Source organism: Pseudomonas sp. UBA6699, assembly GCF_002454615.1.
Classification (GTDB): Bacteria; Pseudomonadota; Gammaproteobacteria; order Pseudomonadales; family Pseudomonadaceae; genus Aquipseudomonas; species Aquipseudomonas juntendi.
In genome coordinates, this window is the sequence record NZ_DKJF01000098.1 from 87,961 (window position 1) to 109,238 (window position 21,278).

At 63.6% G+C, this 21,278-nt stretch carries 14 protein-coding genes; 8 read left to right on the forward strand and 6 right to left on the reverse strand.

The window, feature by feature from the left end:
- Window positions 1-137 precede the first annotated feature (137 nt).
- Window positions 138-944, forward strand: a complete 807-nt coding sequence (locus tag B3361_RS18890; protein WP_029887132.1) for a CSS-motif domain-containing protein — start codon at window positions 138-140, stop codon at window positions 942-944.
- A 22-nt stretch (window positions 945-966) separates the two neighbouring features.
- On the opposite strand, the gene hppD is transcribed toward B3361_RS18890, so the two are convergent.
- Complete coding sequence (gene hppD / locus B3361_RS18895; protein ID WP_054903825.1) at window positions 967-2,043, reverse strand: 4-hydroxyphenylpyruvate dioxygenase; 1,077 nt, start codon at window positions 2,041-2,043, stop codon at window positions 967-969.
- Between the two features lie 311 nt (window positions 2,044-2,354).
- Here hppD and B3361_RS18900 point away from each other — a divergent pair, with 311 nt between their 5' ends.
- Together B3361_RS18900 and rarD are read left to right on the forward strand one after the other, a co-directional pair.
- Complete coding sequence (locus tag B3361_RS18900; RefSeq protein ID WP_054903824.1) at window positions 2,355-3,941, forward strand: EAL domain-containing protein; 1,587 nt, start codon at window positions 2,355-2,357, stop codon at window positions 3,939-3,941.
- Window positions 3,942-3,974: 33 nt separating this feature from the next.
- The gene (gene rarD, locus B3361_RS18905) at window positions 3,975-4,862 is read left to right on the forward strand and encodes an EamA family transporter RarD (protein WP_054903823.1); all 888 of its coding nucleotides are present in this window, start codon (window positions 3,975-3,977) and stop codon (window positions 4,860-4,862) included.
- Here rarD and B3361_RS18910 read toward each other — a convergent pair.
- Window positions 4,825-6,396: a TerC family protein gene (locus B3361_RS18910; protein ID WP_054903822.1), complete on the reverse strand. Its 1,572-nt coding sequence runs from the start codon at window positions 6,394-6,396 to the stop codon at window positions 4,825-4,827. The genes rarD and B3361_RS18910 overlap by 38 nt on opposite strands.
- Before the next feature lie 309 nt (window positions 6,397-6,705).
- Here B3361_RS18910 and B3361_RS18915 point away from each other — a divergent pair, with 309 nt between their 5' ends.
- Complete coding sequence (locus tag B3361_RS18915; RefSeq protein WP_054903821.1) at window positions 6,706-7,287, forward strand: LysE family translocator; 582 nt, start codon at window positions 6,706-6,708, stop codon at window positions 7,285-7,287.
- Window positions 7,288-7,324: 37 nt separating this feature from the next.
- Here B3361_RS18915 and B3361_RS18920 read toward each other — a convergent pair whose 3' ends face one another.
- From B3361_RS18920 to B3361_RS18930, 3 genes are all read right to left on the reverse strand, one after another.
- Complete coding sequence (locus B3361_RS18920; RefSeq protein ID WP_054903866.1) at window positions 7,325-8,125, reverse strand: AraC family transcriptional regulator; 801 nt, start codon at window positions 8,123-8,125, stop codon at window positions 7,325-7,327.
- A 38-nt stretch (window positions 8,126-8,163) separates the two neighbouring features.
- Window positions 8,164-9,282 carry a glycosyltransferase 61 family protein gene (locus B3361_RS18925; RefSeq protein WP_054903820.1) on the reverse strand — a complete coding sequence of 373 codons (1,119 nt, stop codon included), beginning with the start codon at window positions 9,280-9,282 and terminating at the stop codon, window positions 8,164-8,166.
- 71 nt (window positions 9,283-9,353) lie between these two features.
- Window positions 9,354-10,508 carry a hypothetical protein gene (locus tag B3361_RS18930; RefSeq protein WP_009685564.1) on the reverse strand — a complete coding sequence of 385 codons (1,155 nt, stop codon included), beginning with the start codon at window positions 10,506-10,508 and terminating at the stop codon, window positions 9,354-9,356.
- A 323-nt stretch (window positions 10,509-10,831) separates the two neighbouring features.
- On the opposite strand from B3361_RS18930, the gene B3361_RS18935 reads away from it, so the two are divergent.
- The 4 genes from B3361_RS18935 (at window position 10,832) to B3361_RS18950 (ending at window position 20,625) form a co-directional block, all read left to right on the forward strand.
- Window positions 10,832-14,656 (forward strand): dermonecrotic toxin domain-containing protein, encoded by a 3,825-nt coding sequence (locus B3361_RS18935; RefSeq protein ID WP_054903819.1) that lies wholly within the window; start codon window positions 10,832-10,834, stop codon window positions 14,654-14,656.
- Between the two features lie 144 nt (window positions 14,657-14,800).
- Complete coding sequence (locus B3361_RS18940; RefSeq protein ID WP_054903818.1) at window positions 14,801-16,420, forward strand: NADP-dependent glyceraldehyde-3-phosphate dehydrogenase; 1,620 nt, start codon at window positions 14,801-14,803, stop codon at window positions 16,418-16,420.
- Between the two features lie 155 nt (window positions 16,421-16,575).
- Window positions 16,576-17,757: a hypothetical protein gene (locus B3361_RS18945; protein WP_054903817.1), complete on the forward strand. Its 1,182-nt coding sequence runs from the start codon at window positions 16,576-16,578 to the stop codon at window positions 17,755-17,757.
- Window positions 17,758-17,856: 99 nt separating this feature from the next.
- Window positions 17,857-20,625, forward strand: a complete 2,769-nt coding sequence (locus B3361_RS18950) for an amino acid adenylation domain-containing protein (protein ID WP_054903816.1) — start codon at window positions 17,857-17,859, stop codon at window positions 20,623-20,625.
- On the opposite strand, the gene B3361_RS18955 is transcribed toward B3361_RS18950, so the two are convergent.
- Complete coding sequence (locus B3361_RS18955; protein WP_054903815.1) at window positions 20,622-21,101, reverse strand: isochorismatase family protein; 480 nt, start codon at window positions 21,099-21,101, stop codon at window positions 20,622-20,624. The two genes, B3361_RS18950 and B3361_RS18955, sit on opposite strands and share 4 nt — an antisense overlap.
- Window positions 21,102-21,278: the final 177 nt, after the last annotated feature.

A 21,278-nucleotide genomic window follows, 5' to 3' on the forward strand; every position in this document is an offset into this window, starting at 1 on the left:
CGATAGGGCTTACGCAGGTTTGCGCAATTACTGTCACGCGCGCTTTCTTCGGCCTACAGCCGAACGACCATCGAAGACCTAGGCTTTGGGCTCGGCTGTTCAACTGGAACAGCGTTGCAGCGGAGCGCAATAGGTCTATGTCGTACATCGTCAACGCCGGGCGTAGCATGCTGGAGTTGCTGTTGCTGATCGTGGTGGGGCTGGTACCCGTGGTATCCGGGTTGCTGGTGATGATCCTGCAACTGCAAACGAAACTTGCGGAGAATGCGGCTGTTTCCGTGAAGGAAGCGGTTTACAGTGTCGATCAGGCATTCAACCGCATGCAGGAAACCGCGTTGCGTTCACTACCGCTGGCCGGGCAGCCTTGTGCCAGCGCCCTAAACACCTTGCAGGATCATGTCACCAGCCTGTCCATGCTCAGGTCCCTCACGCTGGTAGAGGACGAGCAGGCCTATTGCAGTACCACGCCGGACCCGCTGGAGGATTTGACCGCATTTGCCACGTCTGGCCGCCAGGTCGAGATTTCCTATGGGCTCGCAGACACCCGCCGCAAACTGCTGGTGAACCTGTATACGGCCGACAATAACCAGGGTGTCATTGTCACGGCGTATGCCTCCCAGCTTCGCAGCGAGCTGGACGCTTTCCAGGACGGGTTGACGCTGCTGCTGGAATTCGACGACCGCTACCTGTGGAGTGGCGGCGACAGCCGCGCCGGCGCACGCCCCTCGCAGGACGAGTTTTCGACCAGCATGCTTTCGCAGAAATACGGCTATCGGGTCGTAGGCGGCTATGCCGAAGGTTTCACCGCGCGGGAGATTCGCCAGTCGATGCGCCAGACCCTGCCCTCCTTGCTACTGGTGGGGGTTCTGACCGCCTCGGTGGTTTTCCTGGCGCTGATGAAAGGGCGCGCGAACAGGCGTAGCCGCGCCGCCGAAGGGACATGACGGCGGCGCCACTACCAGCGTGTCAGTCGGTGCTCAGCACGCCGCGACGCACCTGGTCACGCTCGATGGATTCGAACAGGGCCTTGAAGTTGCCTTCACCAAACCCGTCGTCGCCTTTACGCTGGATGAACTCGAAGAACACCGGCCCGAGCAGGGTTTCCGAGAAAATCTGCAGCAGCAGGCGCTTGTCTTCCGGCTGCGAGGCACCATCGAGCAGGATACCCCGCGCCTGCAACTGATCGACCGGCTCGCCATGGCCGGGCAGGCGCTCTTCGAGCATTTCGTAATAGGTTTGTGGCGGCGCCGTCATGAAGCGCATGCCGAACCCCTTCAGCGCGTCCCAGGTCTTGAGCAGGTCATCGGTCAGGAAGGCAACGTGCTGGATGCCCTCACCGTTGAACTGCATCAGGAACTCCTCGATCTGCCCGGCGCCCTTGGACGACTCTTCGTTGAGCGGAATGCGGATCATGCCATCCGGGGCGGTCATCGCCTTGGAGGTCAGGCCGGTGTACTCACCCTTGATGTCGAAGTAGCGGATTTCACGGAAGTTGAACAGCTTCTCGTAGAAGCCCGCCCAGTAGGCCATGCGCCCACGGTAAACGTTGTGGGTGAGGTGGTCGATGACCTTGAGGCCGGCACCGACCGGGTGGCGGTCGACACCCTCGATGAATTTGAAGTCGATGTCGTAGATCGAGCTACCTTCCTCGAAACGGTCAATCAGGTACAGTGGCGCACCGCCAATGCCCTTGATCGCCGGCAGGCGCAGTTCCATCGGGCCGGTTTCGATTTCTACCGGCTGCGCGCCCAGTTCCAGCGCACGGGCATAGGCCTCATGGGCATTGCGCACACGGAAGGCCATGCCACATACCGATGGGCCATGTTCCGCGGCAAAATACGACGCGATGCTTCTGGGTTCGTTGTTCAGAATCAGGTTGATGCCACCCTGCCGATACAGGTGCACATTCTTGGAGCGGTGGGTCGCGACCTTGGTGAAGCCCAGCATCTGGAATACCGGCTCCAGCACGCCAGGGGCCGGGGCCGCCAGTTCGATGAATTCAAAGCCCATCAGGCCCATTGGATTTTCAAAGATATCTGCCATGTTCGTGTCCTCATCTGCAGCTAAAAATTAATGATTGCTTGGGATGCGGAACAGAAATGGCGGGGAGCACGGGATCCCTCGCACGCTGCGGGCGAGGAAGTCACCTATGATCAGCTTGAACCCATGGTATGTCATATGGACCCATTCTCGGCGGGCTTGATCCTTCGGAACTGAAGGACCTTATTGTTTTATTCGTAAACCGATTCTACATTGCGTAAATCCCTTTGTCGCGTTTTTGTTAAGGCCTCTGCCCGACTAACGGCTATGCTCTGTTGACCCTTCAGCGTAGCCCTTCAACGTAGCCACCCAGCATGCCCCTTACAGCCAAACACCGCAGCGTCTTCAGTCGGCGCACCCTGCTACCGCTGGTGGTCGGCATGGTGCCGGTAGTGAGCGGCCTGGCGATCATGAGCTGGCAGATCGAACGGGAAATGCAGGCCAGCAGCCACGCCACCACGCAGCACGTGCTCGGCCATATCGAACACATCCTCGACAACCTGTCGAGCGCCGCCGACAGCTTGCTGGCGCACACCGATGTCCCCTGCGAGCAAGCCCAGTTGCTGCTGCGCACCCAGGTCACGCGCAATGCCTTCGTGCGCTCCACCAACCTGTTCAGGCACAACAGCATTTTTTGCACGTCGCTGTTCGGCGCATTCGATGAGCCAGTCAACCCCGCCGACTATGTCGATGGCAAACTGTGGCTGATGGATGGCAACTCGGTCACCCCAGGCCACCCACTGTTGGTGTACAGGGCCAGCCAAGGGGACCACGGTGCGATCAGCACGGTCGACGGCGATCACCTGCTGACGGCGCTGCGCCTGATAGGCGCCGACGAAGCGCTGTACATCCGCGTCGGCGACGCCTGGATGGGCAAGGACGGCATCGTGCACCATGGCCAACCGCCGGTCGCTGATCACGCCAATGTGCTGCTGGCCTCCACGCGTTATCCGCTGAGCGTACAGGGCGGGTACAGCGCCGCCGAGCAAAGCCGCCTGTGGCGCAGCCATTACCCTGCCCTGCTCGGCATGCTGCTGGTGCTGGGCGTGATCGCCGGCCTGGTATGCCACTGGCAGGTGCGCCGCGCCAACTCACCCCGCGCCGAGCTGAGGCGGGCGCTGGAGGCCGACGAATTCCTGCCGTACTTCCAGCCGGTGGTACGCAAGGGTGATTACCGCTGGGCCGGCGTCGAAGTGTTGATGCGCTGGAACCACCCTCAAGAGGGGCTGGTACGCCCAGACCTGTTCATCCCCTACGCAGAGCACAGCGGGCAGATCGTGGCCATGACCCGGGCACTGATGATGCACACTGCGCAAGCCTTGGCGCCCTATGCAACGCTGCTGGAGGACGGCTTCCACGTCGGCATCAACATCACGGCCGATCACTGCCGCGACCTGACTTTGCTGGAGGAATGCCGCACGTTCCTGCAGCACTTTCCCCCAGGCCGGGTGGTGCTGACCCTGGAGCTGACCGAGCGCAAGCTCATCGAACCCACGCCCGTGGCGCTCGAGCTGTTCGAAAAGCTCGATGCCATGGGGGTGAAGATCGCACTGGACGACTTTGGTACCGGCCAGTCCAGCCTCAACTACCTGCTTCAGTTCAAGGTCGATTACCTGAAGATCGACCAGCGCTTCGTGGCCATGATCGGTGCCGATGCGCTGTCGGTGCATATCCTGGAAACCATCATCGAATTGTCAGCCAAACTGGGCCTGGGCATTGTCGCCGAAGGCGTGGAAACCGAAACGCAGCGCGATTACCTGGCTAGCCATGGCGTGGACTATCAGCAAGGCTACCTGTTCGCCAGGCCCATGCCTGCACAGCAGTTTCTCGAAGCGCTGGCCACCCGCCCCGGCGCCTCGCGGTTGCCGCAAGCCGCGCCCCCTGAGATCATTGGCGGCTGACCTAACCGCTCCACTCCTGTATTCGAGGCATTCGTGTCAAAAGGCATTGTTTCATCCGTCGTGGCGTCCTGCATGTTCGCCGTGATGTACTTCTATACCTCGTTGCTCAGGCCACTCGATGGCGAAGAGATATTCGGCTGGCGCACGCTGCTGACCCTGCCCTGCCTGACCTTGTTCATGCTGGTTTCGAAAGACTGGAAACGCGTCGGCCAGTTGCTGGGGCGCGTGCGCCGCACGCCGGTGCTACTGCTCGGCATGCTCGGCACTTCGTGGCTGATGGGGGTGCAATTGTGGCTGTTCCTGTGGGCGCCCCTGCACGGGCGCAGCCTGGAAGTGTCGATGGGCTACTTCCTGCTGCCACTGGCCATGGTCCTGACCGGGCGGCTGGTGTACGGCGAGCGCCTGTCACGCCTGCAGGCAGTGGCCGTGGCCTGCGCCGCACTGGGTGTGGGCCACGAACTCTACCAGCATGGCAGTTTCGCCTGGGAAACCCTAGTGGTGGTGATCGGCTACCCCGTCTACTTCGTACTGCGCCGGCGCTGCGGCACCGACCACCTCGGTGGCCTGTGGTGCGACATGTGCCTGCTGCTGCCCTGGGCGCTGTATTTCGTGATGCAGGGACCGCTTTCCAGCGCTGACCTGCAGGCGCACCCAGGGCTGTATGCGCTGATTCCGCTGCTGGGGGCGATCAGCGCCTGCGCCCTGATCGCCTACGTGCTGGCCAGCCGCTTGTTGCCGTTCAGCCTGTTCGGCCTGCTCAGCTACGTCGAGCCCGTGCTGCTGGTGGGCGTGGCGTTGCTGCTGGGCGAAACCATCGGCCCAGACCAATGGTTGACATACCTGCCGATCTGGGCCGCCGTGCTGGTGCTGGTGCTCGAAGGCGTCAAGCACCTGCTGCGTCAGCGTCGCCGTTCGGTGTAAGGCGCACCTGCCTTACCCGCCGTTCTTCGATCGCCTCCACGGTCAGCGTCCAGCCATTCCAGCGCAACTGATCACCCACCATTGGCAGGCGGTCGAGCAGGCTCATCACCAGCCCGGCGAGGGTCTGATAGTCCTCGGTGGCCCGGGCGCTGAAGCCGGTACGCGCCTGCACCTGGCTGAGGTTCAAGGCACCACTGACTACGAAACCCTCACCTTCCTGCACGATGCCAGGGCCGTCAACCTCGCTGGCATCCGGCAATTCGCCAGCGATCGACTCCAGGATGTCGGTCATGGTCAGCAGGCCGGTGAAGTCACCGAACTCGTTGACCACGAAGGCAATGTGCGTGGACTGGCCGCGCATCTGCTCCAGGGCGTTGAGGATACTGAAGCTTTCCAGCAGGTTCAGCGGCACCCGGGCCATGCCTTCCAGGTCGGGCTGGTTACCCGACAGCACCTCCTTGAGCAGCTCTTTTTTGTGCACGAAGCCCAACGGCTCGTCGATTCGGCCGCCGCGTATCAGCGGCAGGCGCGAATACGGCGAGTTGGCCAAGGCCTGGGCAATGGCCTCGGGCGGCTGCGCCAGGTCAATCACATCGACCTCGGTACGTGCGGTCATCACCGTGCGAATCGGCCGCTCGGCCAGGTTCAGCACGCCGCTGATCATCACCCGCTCGCGGCGGTCGAACAGCACCTGTTCTTCGCCACCCTCGACCAGGTCGGCGATTTCCTCGCCCACCTCGTCAGCTTCGACGCGGCGGCCGCCCAGCAGGCGCAGCACGGCATGCGCAGTGCGCTCACGCAGCGGCTTGTGCTGCTGCAGGCTGCGCTTGCGCCGGGCGCGCGCCAGCTGGTTGAACAGCTCGATCAGGATCGAGAAGCCAATGGCCGCGTACAGATAGCCTTTGGGTATGTGGAAGCCCAGGCCTTCGGCGGTCAGGCTGAAACCGATCATCATCAGGAAGCCCAGGCACAGCATGATTACCGTGGGGTGGGCGTTGACGAAGCGGGTCAGCGGCTTGCTGGCAACGATCATGATGCCGATCGAGAAAATCACCGCGATCATCATCACCGACAGGTGCTCGACCATACCCACCGCAGTGATCACGGCGTCCAGCGAGAACACCGCATCCAGCACCACGATTTGCGCGACGATTGGCCAGAACGCAGCATGACGCAAGGTGCCGCTGGCTTGGGTCACATGCCCTTCCAGGCGTTCATGCAACTCCATGGTGGCCTTGAACAACAGGAACACACCACCGAACAGCATGATCAGGTCACGGCCAGAGAAGCTCTTGCCGAACACCTCGAACAGCGGTGCCGTGAGGGTGACCATCCAGGAAATGCTGGCCAGCAGGCCCAGACGCATGATCAGCGCCAGGCTCAGACCAATGACCCGGGCACGGTCGCGTTGATGCGGGGGCAGCTTGTCCGCCAGGATGGCGATGAACACCAGGTTGTCGATACCCAGCACCAGCTCGAGGACGATAAGCGTCAACAGGCCTAGCCAGGCCGTAGGATCGGCTAGCCATTCCATTAGCGGGTACTCACGAGGGCAGCGTCACGAGGACGGGGAAGGTTTGGCCAGGACGGCCACGAACTGGGGGGCTCCGCGAAGGTGCTCATATAGACCTTGATAACAATTAGGGAGAATGATGCTACAAGGACATCAGGATTGTCCGACAGCGTAAAACTATTACAAAACCTGTAACAGACCGGCGGGCGGAATGAGGCCGGCCGCTGGGCGCGCATTTCGACGGGTCGCCTGGTGCGGGTACTTTTGTTCAATACACCCCACCCCGCGACCGGCCAGCATAGCCGCCTCACAACAAAATGGATCTCCTTCATGAGCTTGTCCCTCTCCATGGCCGCCTTCGCACTGGCGGCCTCCATCTCCCCCGGCCCGGTCAACATCGTCGCGCTCGGCAGCGGTGCCCGCCATGGCCTGCGGGCCAGCCTGGGCCATGTGACCGGCGCCACGCTGGGCTTCTGTGTGTTGCTGGTGCTGGTCGGCCTGGGCCTGCACCAACTGCTGGTGCGCTGGCCGGTGCTGGGGCTGCTGTTGCACTGGGGCGGTGTGGCGTTTCTGCTGTACATGGCATGGAAACTGGCCAGTGACAGCGGCGAGCTGAGCAGCACGCACCCCGAGCAGGCACCGTCGGCCTGGCACGGCGCCGCCATGCAGTGGCTCAACCCCAAGGCCTGGTTGGCAGCGGTGGCCGGGGTTGGCGCCTACACGGGCGGCGAGCAGCAGCTGCTGTGGCTGTTCACCTGGATCTACGGGCCTATCTGTTTCGTTTCGGTAGCGTGCTGGGCCTGGGCCGGCAGCGTTATCCGCCAGTACCTGGGCAACCCGCGGCATATGCGCCTGCTCAACCGAGGGTTGTCCGTGCTGCTGGTCGGCAGTGCGCTTTACCTGGCGATCTGAAGCCGGCCCAGCCGCCGCCTTTGGCGGCAGGCGCTGCCTAGGCAGGCGTGCACGCTTTGGCGCCAGCATTGCGGTAATGCCCCGGTGTTGCCGCCAGGTGCTGCTTGAAGGCGCGCTGCAAGTGCGCCTGGTCGGCGAAACCGGCTGCTTGTGCCACCTCGGCGATAGCCCGCCCTTGGCGCAGCTGCGCCCGCGCCAGTTGCACGCGCTGGTCGAGCAGATAGCCGTGGGGGGTCAGCCCGAAATGCTGGCCAAACGCGCGGATCAGGTAGGAACGCGAAAGGCCACAGGCAGCACAGATATCCTCAAGCCGCAGTGCATCGCAGCGATGGGCACGGATGAACGCGGCTGCGGCCTCCAGCCGTGGGTTACGCACTTCGGCGGCCTGCGCACTGCCCTGCAGCAGGGCGGGCAATTCGCGGAACAGCGTGGCCAGGCGCGCCTCGCGGTCCGGCACACTGGCATCGAACAGCTCGGCAAAAGCCTGCAACAGCCGCTGGTACAGCACGGCAGAGGTGCTGAGTGTCTGCACCGGCAAGGTGAACCCCAGCGCCTGCAGCCACGGCCAGTCGACGAACAGCATCAGATAGGACCACGGCTCCCCTGCAATCGGGTTGCAGGTATGCACGACCCCAGGGTTCATCAGGACGGTAGTGCCCGCCGCAACCTCATGGCGCTGATCGCCATTGAGGTAGGTGCTGCGCCCACCGGTGATCACCCCAATGGAAAAGCTTTCGTGGGAATGCGCGGCATAGCACACCTGGCGCCCGTCGCCTACCTTGCGGGCCTCGACAAAGGGTAGCGCAGGGTCGCGCCAGAACCGTGATACCTCGATCATTGCCATCCCCAGTTGCCGTGTGCCTGGATACTACACAGTTATTGCGGGAACAGGTCCAGAGTGCGTTCCACTTCACCGATATCGACCCTGAACCCGTCGCCCTCCGGCAGACCGACCACGAAGCCGAAGTGCTGCTGATCACGGTCGGTCAGGTACTTGTAGTAGCTGACGAAGCGGTTCGGCGGCTGCAGCGTCAGCAGGCAGCCGCCGGGCTGCAGCACATTCACGCCATGCACCAGTTGGCTGCCCTCCACGCCAATCACCACCTTGGCCCCGGCGCAGGCGGCGATGATGCTCGGCACATCCGACTTGAGCGGGTTGACGATGCGAAAACCCCGAGTAACTCGCAGGTGCTCGGCAAGCGCCAGCTCGTTGCGCAGCAGGCGCAGGTCACCATCACCGCCGCGCAGCAGGAACACACCCGGGTGCGGCGCATGGGCGACATGCGCCAACAGCTTGTCACCCATGGCACGGTAGCGGGCATGCCGGCTGCGGTTGTTGCTCTGATCGTCGAACAGCACCAGCTCCCGGAAAAACGCACTGCGCAGGCGCAGCGGCTGCATGTCCAACCAGTCTTCGTAGGCCGGCGCCTGGGTGAACAAGGGGTACCTGGCCGACGGTGCCGTAGTCACCGGCACGCCCTCGTTGCAGGCCAGCGCATACGTGGGGCAATCCTCCATCAGCCAGGTGCCGAACCACGAGTTGCCATTCTGCGTGCAGTAGATGGCAGCGCGGTCGATTTCATGGTCCACCACAATGCGCGGGAAAGTGTTCGGCTTCTGCGACAACCAGTGGCTGGCCTTCCCCTTGTACAACGCCCCGTCGACCAGCCAGACATCCTTGATCAGGTAGCCACGGGTGGGCCCTTGCGACGCACTGATGCCACCCTCCATGGTGCGCGCCGGGTGCACGTAGGGGTAGAACCGCTTGCCTTCCCATCCGGTGACCCGCTCCAACTGCCCCGGCAGGTAAATGGCCGGTGGCGACACCGTGGTCTCGCCCGGGGCGATGTCCCAACTTTTGCTGGCAAGGCTCTTGACGTCGATTGGCGGGGTTCTACCCAGCCGTTTGCGGGCGATGTAACGGTAGGCAGCCAGGGTCCAGCTGCGTGGCGCAGCGGCCGACGAAGCATTGAACTGCGAGATGTCGCTTGTCATGAAGCGTCCCCCTTGATGGCGAGGTTCAGCGCATGGCGCAATAGGATGACTCAACGCATCCGTGCGCCCCTTCAACTGCACATGACGCGCTGCATGATGGGGGGTGACTGCTGGTTGGCGTAGCGGTTGCGCAGGGCTTGCACGAAGGTTTCGCCAGTGGCGTTGTCGCCGTAGAGGTAGATCTTGTGCAGGCCGCCGAACACCATCTCATGGTAGCGGCTGGCAACTTCGTCATCACTGGGGCCTGCTGGCAGGCCCAGGTGCAGGGTCAGTTTGTCGCCTTCCATTGCAAACATGGGCGTGTCCCACAGAAACTTCGCCGTACCGGTCTTTGGCAGCCGCACGAACAGGTAAGCATGGTTGCCCAACGAATCGATGTCGCCCCCACGCCGCCGCTTCCACTTCAGCAAGCCGTCGTCCGGGCGCGCCAGGCACAGGCCGATGTCGTAATAATCGAAGCCGTGTTCCAGCGCCCATTCCAGGGCCATGAAGGTGGTGATCGAGTTCACTTCGCGCAACTTCCTGGCGTCTGAAAACACCGCTTCGCAATAGCCGAAGCGCAAGGTGCTCCAGTAACGCTTGCCATCACGCACCACCTCGCAGCCGAGGTGGCAGCCGATAACCTCATCGCCGCAGGTAATCAGGTCGAGCCGCCCGACACTCTGGGCAATGCGGAACACTTCGTCGGTGGGAAACTGCGCCGCATGAATGCCCTGCCTGGCAGTCGCGTACGGCCGCAACAGCTCACGGTCGGCCATGGCAATTTCGTCATCGGCAAGTGCCTGACGCATCTGGTAAAGCGGGCGGTTCTTGCGAATGCTGCGCCGCAGTTCACTGTCGTAGCGCGCGGTGATGTCTTCCAGGGGGCGCCCCAGTGGCACCACGGCGCTCAGATAGTGCGGCACCGACAGCGCGCCAGTGGTGGGCATTTCGCTGATCAGCACCACATGGTCGGCAGGTGCGCTAGCACTGGCGCTTTCCACGATCGCCGCACTGCCCTGGCCCTTGCCGCCAATCAGCAGCTTGGCCATTTCCCGTTGGTGCTTGCGGCCGATGTAAAGGATCTCGTAAGGGCTTTCCTGTTGCAGCCGAAACCTGGCAACTTCCCAGCGCCACAAACAGGCGCGCGCCATTACCTCACGCACTTGGCTGCCCAACTGTCTGATTTCGTAACGGGTGGAGGGCGATATGAATTTTCGCGCCGCTGCGGTCAAGGTCGCTTTCATTTCTTCTTCCACGTCCTTTGAAGTGCCAGGGTGTATCGGAACAAGACAGATAAACAGCGGAAAAACAGCTAACGCATTGATATTCAAAGGTTAGGCCGCACATTAACTTCACATTCAGTAACAATTTAAGGTGGGCGAAATCACTTTGGCAAGTGGCACTTGGCTGGTATTTGTCTGAATTATTCTGGCGTCAAATTTCCTGCCGCCACTGCGTTTAGTTGCAACAGATTGCTATAAGCGTGCCGACATCACGATAACCGGTTACCACTTCGCTATCGATAACTGGCGTTTGATGCCTTCTTTGCATAAAGAGGTGCATCATCATGATAGGCAACAATCCACACCACGCCCTGCTCGCGGCACAACTGCCGCATTGGGCACGCCGTGCCAACCCCGGGCAATGGGGCGCTTTACAGGCCAGTCAACATGCCCCGTGGCAGTTGCAGGACTGGTTCGACAATGCCGCACCCGACCTGCGCGAGGCGGTTATCGCCAGCCACAACCAGTTGCTGCATGCGCAAGCGGCGTTGGCGAAGGCGCTTAAAGGGCTCAAGCAGATCAGTGAGTTTGCCGAGCCACTGCTAAAAGGCCGCCTGGCAGAACATGGGCTGGACACGCCCTTGCTCCACACCCAACTACTGCGGGTCGAGCATGATTGGCATTGGCTGGGGCTGCGTCATCTTTACAGCCATCGTCGCGATAGCCTGCTGCAGGCTGCCCTGCAGAACTTCGCCGATGATGAAACCTTCACACCCGAAAGTGCCATTGCCCTGGGTAGTGATATACAGGTGGTTGCAGTTGAAGTACCCGGCACGGTACCGATTGGCATGCAAGCGCCCCCAGCACACTTCACCCTGCGGTCCGAGCGCTACCTGGTGAAGCGCCTGCCGCTGGCACCCCAGGCATTCGCGGCGCTGTGCCGGGAGCTGGACCTGGGCGGCACCTACCAGACCCAGCTGGAGCAGCAGCTGGCCCGGCCCGAAACCCGGGCACTGGCTGTGCGCGCGCAGCAAGCACGCTTGCGCCTGGCCGCCGACCTGGCCTACCTGCGGCACCTGCTGGACGGGGCCTCACGGGACGAAATCCAGCGGCTGCTGCAAGGGCACCCCGTGCAATGTTGGCAGCTGGCGCTGTTCGGCATCACCCTGCACGAGGTCATGCTGATCGATGCCGGCGCGCACGGGCTGGTGTTGCATATGCCGGGCCACGAACCGGCCCTGCACCCGTGCAGTGACCTGGCGGCGGTGCACGCCACACTGGCAACCCTGCTGGTGGAACCCGCTGAACGCCAGGCATTCGCCGCCTACATCCGGCAGGATGAACAGTCGCACTTCTTCGACATGCTGCAGCAGAACCTGGATGCGGCCGGCAACACCACCTTCGACCGCCCATGGCCACGCGCAGCGCAGGCTGACCTGCGCCTGACCCGCCAGGCGATCACGAGCGAACCGTTCGGCTACTGCCATGACCAGTATCTGCTGCGCCTCAAGCATGAGGCCAGCCTGCTGGCCGTGCCCACCGCAGCAGCGGACGCCAGCGCCAGGGCCAGGCGGCTCGAAGTGTGGGAAAACCTGGGCTGGGACGCGCTCAATGCCGCCGCATTCTTCGTGCCCGGTGTCGGCACCTTGATGCTGGCGGTGACCGCCTGCCAGCTGCTGGGTGAAGCGGTGGAAGGCTATGAGGACTGGCAAGCAGGCGACCGCCAGCTGGCCCTGCGACACCTCGAAGCGATTGGCCTGAACCTGGCCCTGCTCGGTGGCTTCGTGGCGGCGGGCCAGGCGCTGCCCAAACTGTTCGACAGCCCCTTGATGGACAGCTTGCAGGAGGTGCGCAGCAATGATGGGCGCTACCGGCTGTGGAACCAGGACCTGGCACCTTACCGCAGTGACGTGCAACTGCCGGCCGACGTGCATGCCAATGCCCAGGGCCAGTACCTGCATGAGGGGCGCCTGTTCATCCGGATGGACCGCCACCTCTACGAACAACGCTTCGATGACGCCCGGCAACAATGGCGCATCGTTCATCCGCAAGCAGCCGAAGCCTGGCAGCCGCCACTGGAGCACAACACCCAAGGCGCCTGGCGCGGCGAACACGAGCAACCCGGTGATTGGGCGCTGGAGACAAGCGTACGCCGCCTGGGCGAGGCCTACGCCGCCTTTACCCCAGAGCAGGTCGAACACGCCGGCCGCATCTGCGGCATCGACAGCGAGCAGCTGCGCCAGGTGCATGTCGAAGGGCTGCCACCGCCCCCGCTGCTGCTCGACACCCTGCAACGCCTGAATGCGCAAGCCGCGGTGCAGGCCCTTGGCGACAGCGCACCGCCTGGGCTTTTCCAGCATCTTTACGAGGGTAATGGCGCGGTAGCGCCGGCGGTGCAGCAGTTGCTCGACACCTACCCACGGCTAACGTCCACCCTGGCCCGGCGCATGCTGATGCGCTTGAACGCCGCCGACACCGCTGCCTGGCAAGCGCATGGCAAGCTCCCTGCGTGGTTTGGCATGCAGCTGCAACAGCTGGACAGTGAATTGCCACTGGTGCGTGCCCTCGAGGGTGTGGTGCAACCGGCGTTTGCCAACGACGACAGCGAACGGTTGTTGTTCAGTGCACTCGACGCTCTGCCAGGCTGGCCCCGCGACCTGAGCCTGCAACTGCGCGCAGCCAGCCCTCAAGGGCCGCTGCTGGCGCGGGTTGGCAGTGAACACGCCGGCAGGCAAAGCCGGGTCATCAAGTCGGCCGAAGGCTACGAAGCTGACCTGGGTCAGCGGCCTGCCCCGGCAAAACGGGATCGGGACCTTTGCCGTGCGGTGGCGCAGGCGCTGCCAGCGCATGCCCGGCAATCTCTGGGTACGGCTGCCGACGGCAATGCCTTACGCGAGCACCTGCTAGGCTGGGTTGCCGAACACCGACAGACCCTGCCACAGCGCCTGTGGGGGCCGCGGGCCGTGCAGCCCAGGCCAACGGGTGGCTTGCGCGGCGGTCGCCCGCTGGCGCCGCTTGCGCCTGAGCCCCGGCAAACCGGTTCCGTAGAAGGCGCTTATCGGCGGATCTACCCCAATGCCAGCGATGCCGAAATCCAGGCCTGGCTGGGCCATGACGAGGACGAGCCATTGGCCGACGACCTGAGCTCGACCACCCAACGCCTGCGCGATCTGCACCAGCGTCTGCAAGACCTGCGCGGCGACCTGCAACGCTGGGTGCAGGCAGACCCTGCGCGCGCAGCGCAGCGCCAGCCCGCGGTACGCCCATTGGTCAACGCCTGGCGGCGCCTTTCAACCCTGCCTTTTGCCGCCACGGGGCGCATGTACAGCCTTGAGCTTTCCGGCCTGGGGCTGAACGACGAGGACCTGGCAAGCCTGGCGCTGCCGGATGATTTCGCTCATATCGAGCATCTTTCGCTCAGCCAGAACAGTGAGTTGAGCCACCTGCCGGCATCGCTTGCGCAGCGCTTCCCCAACCTCAGGCGCCTGATGCTGTCGGACTGCCGCTTCGACCGTGTACCGCGCCTGCCCCAGCCGTGGCAATTGCACTGGCTGGACCTGGACAGCAACCGCATTACCTGGGATGCCAGCGCCCAGCGAACACTGGACCGCTACACGCGGCTGGTGCAACTGGACCTGTCGGACAACCCGCTGATCAGCGCACCGGACCTGCGCAATCTTGCGCAACTGAAAACCTTGTTCCTGTCCGGTTGCAGCCTCGTCGAGCTGCCGCAAGGCCTGGACCAGATCAGCGAACCGTTCGTGCTGGACCTGGCTTCCAACCAGTTCCAGCACCTGCCTGCAAACTTCGCGGTCACCCGGCCTGTCGCCGATGCCTTGCGCCTTGAAAGCGAGTGGCTGGGCGCGCCCGTGCGGGCTCAGATCGATGCCTACAACGCCGCGCACCAGGTCGACCTGCTGGTCAGCGAAAGCGACTACCTGGATTTCTTCGACGAAACAGGCCCCGACGAAGCGGCGCTGTGGCAGCGCCTTCCGCTGCCGTACCGCCGTGACCTCAGGGCATTGCTGGACATGGAGCCATTCCAGTCTCAACCGCAGCATGCACGCGTGGAGTTCTGGCGACGGCTGGCCGTGCTCGACGCCGATCCGGCGCTGCGCCAGCAAGGCCTGATGCGCCCGGCCCAGGCACTGTTCACCCTGGCGCTCTGAGCAATCCGCAGCGCCTGGTCGAAACACCAGGCGCTGCGCTCACGGGTGTACCACACTGGTGTTTTTCCCGGCGCCGGTGCATGCTCAGTGCTGAAGCGATTCACCTGGCTTGAAATCCGCCCTGTAACGTGAGGTGCAGTAACCATGGACCGTCTGCTCGATTCACTCTTCCCCACCGCTGATAGCATCCCGGAAACCTGGCGCCTGGGGGGCCCACTGGAACAACGCGAATACCTGGTCAACGGGCAACTGCGACGCTGGGAAGGCCCGCTGGCCACGGTGCGCAGCCCCGTGTGGCTCAAGCAGGGTGACGAGGAACAGCAGGTCATACTGGGCAGCGCACCCTTGCTCGATGCCGATACCGCCCTCACCGCCCTCGATGCCGCCGTGCAGGCCTACGACAAGGGCCGTGGCGCCTGGCCGAACATGCGGGTGGCCGAGCGTATCCAGCACGTGGAGACCTTCCTCGCCCGTATGCGCGAACAGCGCCAGGCGGTGGTCAAGTTGCTGATGTGGGAGATCGGCAAGAACCTCAAGGACTCGGAAAAGGAATTCGACCGTACCTGCGACTACATCGTCGATACCATCAACGCCCTCAAAGACCTCGACCGCCGCTCCAGCCGCTTCGAACTGGAACAAGGCACGCTGGGCCAGATCCGCCGGGCCCCGCTTGGCGTGGCGCTGTGCATGGGCCCCTACAACTACCCGCTGAACGAAACCTTCACCACGCTGATCCCGGCGCTGATCATGGGTAACACCGTGGTGTTCAAACCGGCCAAGTTCGGCGTGCTGCTGATCCGCCCGCTGCTCGAGGCGTTCCGCGACAGCTTCCCGCCTGGGGTGATCAACGTCATCTACGGGCGCGGCCGCGAAACGGTCAGCGCACTGATGGCCAGTGGCAAGGTCGACGTGTTCGCCTTCATCGGCACGCACAAGGCTGCCAGCGACCTGAAAAAACTGCACCCACGCCCGCACCGCCTGCGCGCGGCCCTGGGCCTGGATGCCAAGAACCCGGGCATCGTGCTGCCGCAGGTCGACCTCGACAACGCGGTCGAAGAAGCGGTGACCGGTGCGCTGTCCTTCAACGGCCAGCGCTGCACGGCCCTGAAGATCCTGTTTGTGCACGAGGACGTGGTCGAGGCCTTCCTCGACAAGTTCCAGCGCAAGCTGGCCGCGCTCAAGCCCGGCATGCCGTGGGAACCTGGGGTGGCCCTGACACCCCTGCCCGAACCCGGCAAGGTCGACTACCTCGATGGCCTGGTCGCCGATGCCAGGGCCAAGGGCGCCCAGGTACTCAACGAAGGCGGCGGCCACAGCCGCGGCTCGTTCTTCTTCCCGGCGCTGTTGTACCCGGTCAACCCCAGCATGCGGGTGTACCACGAAGAACAGTTCGGCCCGCTGGTACCGGTGGTGCCCTACCGCGACCTGCAAACGGTGATCGACTATGTGCTGGACTCTGACTACGGCCAGCAACTGAGCCTGTTCGGCAACGACCCGCAGACCATCGGCAGCCTGGTCGATATATTCGCCAACCAGGTCGGGCGCATCAACATCAACGCGCAATGCCAGCGTGGCCCTGACACCTACCCGTTCAACGGCCGCAAGAACAGCGCCGAAGGCACGTTGTCGGTGGATGATGCCTTGCGGGTATTCTCGATCCGTACCTTGGTCGCCACACGCTTCCAGGACGCCAACAAGGAACTGATCAGCGACATCATTCGCAATCGCCAGTCCAGTTTCCTGACCACGGACTACATCTTCTGACCGCTCGCTTTTGCGCCTGCATGACCGATTCCCGGCAACAGGGCACCGCACCGGTGCCCATTGCCCAGGAGCATCGACTCGGCGGTAACCGAGCGGCCAGTTGAAAGCGGCAGCGCTTTGCTTGAAGCTTGAGGCTCGTAGCTTGGAGCTGCTTCATGCGAATCATCGACAAAACCGCCACCCAGGTGCGCAGCCTGACCCCCGCCGAAGAAGAGCTGCTGGTCGGCTTTGCCACCGGCACCCTGGGCGGCCCGCGCCTGCTGCAGGCCAACCAGCTGCTGATGAAGGTGCGCAATGCCAACCAGTGGCTGGCCTGCGATTGCCGTAACGACGCCTTGCCGGTGCTCAATGTCACGCTCAATGGCAACACCGGCACGTTGTTCCTGAAGAACAACCCGGGGACCGCCGAGCATACGGCCGGTTGCCCCTTCAGCAAAGACGAGCGCGAAGCCGCCGAGCGCGAAAACGACCCCGCGCCACCCGCCGCCTGGCTGCCACCCGACACGCCCCTGCGGCTGATTGGTGATTTCCGTGCCGGCGGCGCTGGCGACGGTGGCGAAGGCAGCGAGCGACGCGCACAGCAGCGCCTGCTGGCGCTGTTGCTGACCTGGATTGAGACCAGTGGCCTGAACCTGTATGCCACGCACCTGAAGAAGGACCTGACCGGGCAGTTTGCCGAACTGCGCAGCGTGGCAAGCCGCTACCCGCTGCTGGAGCGGGTGCCGGCCAGCAACTACCTGGAAACCCGCCTGGACATGAAGCACATGATGATGCTCAAGGCGCGGTTGCGCGAAGCCAAGGTGTTCGGCAACCACCGCCGGCACGGCCTGTTGCTTGACTGCGTCGATCAGATCAAGGGGCGCAAGCTGTTCAACAACCGCAACGAAGACGGGTTCGATTTCCAGGGGCATCACTTGTACTGGGGCGGCAGCCGCACCAGCGGACCGCTGCTGGCACTGATGCTTTACTCGCCGACCAGTGCCGGCAGCCATTACTACGAGCTGATCCATGTGGCCAGCGTACCCGTGCTGTCCCGCGCCCACCTGTTCCCCGTGTACCGCGACGAGGAGCGCGAGCCGCTCAAGGCGTTGGTGTCGCTGGTCGACTGGATGGCCAGCAAGGGTGTGAAAGTGCAGATGCGTCGGCCGGTGATCGGCGGCGCGCTGGCAGACGAGTTGGTGATGACCTCGGATCAGGACCGGGTTTTGTCGATATCGCTCCTGGAGCAACCGCTGGGCCCCGAGCCGGACGCGGAGAACTTCAAGCGCTACGCCGATTTCAAGAGCCCGGAAACCTTCCGCAAGTTCGTTGCCGGGTTCTTCATGCGCGAACGCTGAACATCGCCTGTTGTTCGCACCCATTGGCGCCATGGGCCAGCCTGCACTAGCGTTGTGCTACCAGCCAGGCAAAACGTTCATGCGGAGCCCCAACCCATCATGCCGGACCTGCGCCCGAACCCGACGCTGTGCCTGCAGTACCGCGCCGAGCAGCCTATTCACCAAGCCTTCCTGCAACAGGCTGAGCGTTGCCCCGAAGCCCCTGCAATCATCACCGCGCACAGGCTTTGCACGTACGCCCAGCTGGCGCAGATCAGCCAAGGTATCGCTGCGTATTTGCTGGAAATAACCGTCAATAGTGACGATCGTGTGCTGATTGTTGCCGAGCGGGGCGCGGCGCTGGTCTACGCCATGCTTGGCTGCCTGCGCGCCGGGCGGGCGTTCAGCGTGGCCGATGCGGCCTACCCTCCCGCCCGCCTGCAGCAGCTCGCCAGCAGCTTGGCACCTCGGGTAGTCCTGCGCTGTGGCCAGGCACACGTCGAAGCCGCAGACGCCTGTGTGGTAACTGTGCCTCAGGACCCGGTCGAGGCACTGCATGCGTTTGACCGGCCAACGGCGCAACTGCCCGCGGTCAGCGCAGGGCAACCGGCCTACATCACCTTCACCTCGGGCAGCACCGGCGAGCCCAAGGCGATCGTTACCCATCACGCGCCGCTGGTGCACTTCATCGACTGGCATGTGCACCAGCACGGGCTGACCCAGGCCGACACGTTCTCGTTACTGTCCGGCCTCGGCCACGACCCGGTTTACCGCGATGTGTTCACGCCACTGTCGCTGGGCGCCAGCATTGCCTGCCCGGCCCAGGCCAGCCTTACCGACCCTGCACAGCTGGCCAGCTGGATTGGGTTGCATCGTGTCAGCGTCATTCACCTCACCCCACCGCTGGGCAAGCTTATCGAGACCGGCGCGCAGCTGCAGGGCCATCTGTTCAGGCAACTGCGCTACCTGTTCTGGGGCGGCGATGCACTCAGCCCGGCGCTGTACCAGCAGATGCGTGCCGTGGCGCCGAATGCCGTCAACGTGAATTTCTATGGCACCACCGAAACCCCGCAAGCCATGGCGTACCACACGCTCGACCCGACCGCGGAACAGGCCCGGGTGCCCTTGGGCAAAGGCATCGCCGATGCGCAACTGCTGGTCGTGAACGCGGCCGGGCAACTGGTGGGCGAAGGTGAAACCGGCGAAATCCTGATCCGCAGTCCCTACCTGTCCCTTGGTTATTGGGGCGACCCGGCGCTGACCGAAGCCAGGTTCATCACCAACCCGTTCACCGGGCTGGCCAGCGACCGCTGCTACCGCACTGGCGACCTGGGCACTTACCTGGCCGATGGCAGTGCCTGTTTCCTCGGCCGGGCTGACGGCCAGGTGAAAGTGCGGGGGCACCGCGTGGAACTGGCGGAGATAGAAAACACCATCAGCCGCCTGCCTGCCGTCCGGCAGTGCGTAGTACTGGCCAACCATGACCACCCACTGCCCCGCCTGATTGCCTACTGCGTGTTGAATCAGCCAGCCAGCGCCGACGACCTGCGCCTGGCTGTCGCCCGCCAGTTGCCGGACTACATGGTGCCGGCACTGTTCATCTTCGTGCAGGCCATACCGCTCACCCCGAACGGCAAGGTCGACAAACGCGCCCTGCCCGCCCCGGTTCAAGCGCCGACCAGCCAACCCTCGTCAGCGCTGGCCGAGAAGCTGTGCAGCGAGTGGGCACGAATACTGCGGGTGCCGCGCCTGGACCCACGCTTGAGCTTTGTCGAGCTGGGCGGTGACTCGCTTTCATTCGTACAGGCCTCGAGGGTGCTCGAGCGGTTGATCGGCCACCTGCCAGATCGTTGGGAAAGCCTGTCGGTCAACCGCCTGGCTGAGCTCAGCGCACCGCATGAAGGCGGGTGGCGGGTCATGGAGATGCCTGTGTTCGTGCGTATGCTCGCCATCATCCTGATCGTGGTCGGCCACCTCAGCGGCATGACCCCTTGGCCGATCGTGGGCGAAACGTCGGTACTGTTCCTGGTCTCTGGCATCAGCCTGGCGCGTTTCCAGCTCAAGGCCATTGAAACCCGGGGGGATGCACGCACACTGCTGCCGTCCCTGGCCGCCATCGTGGTGCCGACCGTGCTGTATACCGCGCTACTGCAACTGGTGTTCGACCGGGTGCACTGGCAATCGCTGCTGTTGGTGTCCAACTGGTTTGCGACCGGCGAGGTTGGCCTGTTCAACTACTGGTATATCGAAGTGCTGGTGCAGATGATCGTGATCATTGGCCTGGTGCTGTCGAGCAAGCGGGTACGCCAGGCCGTTAACGCCGCCCCGTTCCGCTGGCTGATCCTGGCTGCCTGTACGCTGGTAGCGGTGGATGTGTTGCTCAACCGCTGGGTGTTCGACGCCAGTGGCCTGCTGCACCGGGTGCCGCAACACTTCCTGGCGGTGATGGTGCTGGGCATGGCCGTGCACCATGCCGATACCCCCGCCCGCAAAGCGGTGGCCAGCGCGGTAGCGGTGCTGGTGGTCGCAGAACTGGACCTGATGGCGGTGGCCGGTATTGGCTGGCAGGCCGTCACCCACTATGTCGATATTGCCTTGCCGGCGATGCTGGCGCTGATCTGGCTGCGCGCAGTCCCCGTACCGGCCTGGCTGGCACGTGCGGGTGCAGTGATTGCTTCGGCCACCCTGTTCATCTACCTGACGCACTTCCAGTTCCAGTCGGTGGCGGACCGTATCGCCCCGAACCTGCTGTTCGAGGTTGCCTTGGCCATCGCCGGGGGCGTGGCGGTGAGTGTGGCCTGGAATACCGCCACGCGCTGGCTGCTCAGCCGCTGGCGCGCTGGCCGAAAAACGCGCGGGGATGATGACGGGGTGCAACGCGTGACCTAGCCCGCCAGTTCAGCCAGAACTTCAGCCGACGTGGTGACCTGGCGGAAGTGGTGCTGCCATAGCTCGATGCCAAGCTTGCCGGAACGGTCCAGCGAGGAGCCGACCGTCATGTCGGTGACCAGGGTAGGCATCAGCCCGGCATCGAACAGGGCAAAGCCGGCGGCCAGCACACAGGTTTCGGTCTGCAGGCCACACACCAGCACGCGCTCCACGCCCATTTGCCGGATGTGGGCGATCGCTTCGGCACTTTGCCCGTAGCCATGCTTGACGAACACCTGGTCAGCCTCCACCAGGCTTTCGTCCTCTGCCGCCGGGTGCCAGCCGAGCTGGCGTGCAAACGGCGTGACCCGCTCGTCGTGCAGTTCGACCGAGGCTACGGTAGGAATATTGGCTGACAACCGACGCAGCCCATCGACCAGCCACTCGGGCGGGCTGAAGGTGGACTGGACATCGACGATTAACAACACCTGGCGCATGGGCGAATTCCGGCACGGGCAAAAGCGCGGAGTATAACGCGCCTGCACGGCTGCTGTGGCTGCCCACGCCTGGCTGGCGCTCAGGCACGGCCAAACTGCCCTGTAAAGGCTTGCCCCCCGGTCACATCCGGCGCTGTTTCAGCTATGATCGGGCATCCCGCGGAGGACGCCGTGAAC

What these genes read in the sequence shown, in the direction of transcription:
- B3361_RS18890 (WP_029887132.1), top strand. Translation starts at nt 138, where the DNA reads ATGTCGTACATCGTCAACGCCGGGCGTAGCATGCTGGAGTTGCTGTTG.
- hppD (WP_054903825.1), bottom strand. Translation starts at nt 2,043, where the DNA reads ATGGCAGATATCTTTGAAAATCCAATGGGCCTGATGGGCTTTGAATTC.
- B3361_RS18915 (WP_054903821.1), top strand. Translation starts at nt 6,706, where the DNA reads ATGAGCTTGTCCCTCTCCATGGCCGCCTTCGCACTGGCGGCCTCCATC.
- B3361_RS18910 (WP_054903822.1), bottom strand. Translation starts at nt 6,396, where the DNA reads ATGGAATGGCTAGCCGATCCTACGGCCTGGCTAGGCCTGTTGACGCTT.
- B3361_RS18920 (WP_054903866.1), bottom strand. Translation starts at nt 8,125, where the DNA reads ATGATCGAGGTATCACGGTTCTGGCGCGACCCTGCGCTACCCTTTGTC.
- B3361_RS18925 (WP_054903820.1), bottom strand. Translation starts at nt 9,282, where the DNA reads ATGACAAGCGACATCTCGCAGTTCAATGCTTCGTCGGCCGCTGCGCCA.
- B3361_RS18940 (WP_054903818.1), top strand. Translation starts at nt 14,801, where the DNA reads ATGGACCGTCTGCTCGATTCACTCTTCCCCACCGCTGATAGCATCCCG.
- B3361_RS18930 (WP_009685564.1), bottom strand. Translation starts at nt 10,508, where the DNA reads ATGAAAGCGACCTTGACCGCAGCGGCGCGAAAATTCATATCGCCCTCC.
- B3361_RS18900 (WP_054903824.1), top strand. Translation starts at nt 2,355, where the DNA reads ATGCCCCTTACAGCCAAACACCGCAGCGTCTTCAGTCGGCGCACCCTG.
- B3361_RS18935 (WP_054903819.1), top strand. Translation starts at nt 10,832, where the DNA reads ATGATAGGCAACAATCCACACCACGCCCTGCTCGCGGCACAACTGCCG.
- B3361_RS18945 (WP_054903817.1), top strand. Translation starts at nt 16,576, where the DNA reads ATGCGAATCATCGACAAAACCGCCACCCAGGTGCGCAGCCTGACCCCC.
- B3361_RS18955 (WP_054903815.1), bottom strand. Translation starts at nt 21,101, where the DNA reads ATGCGCCAGGTGTTGTTAATCGTCGATGTCCAGTCCACCTTCAGCCCG.
- B3361_RS18950 (WP_054903816.1), top strand. Translation starts at nt 17,857, where the DNA reads ATGCCGGACCTGCGCCCGAACCCGACGCTGTGCCTGCAGTACCGCGCC.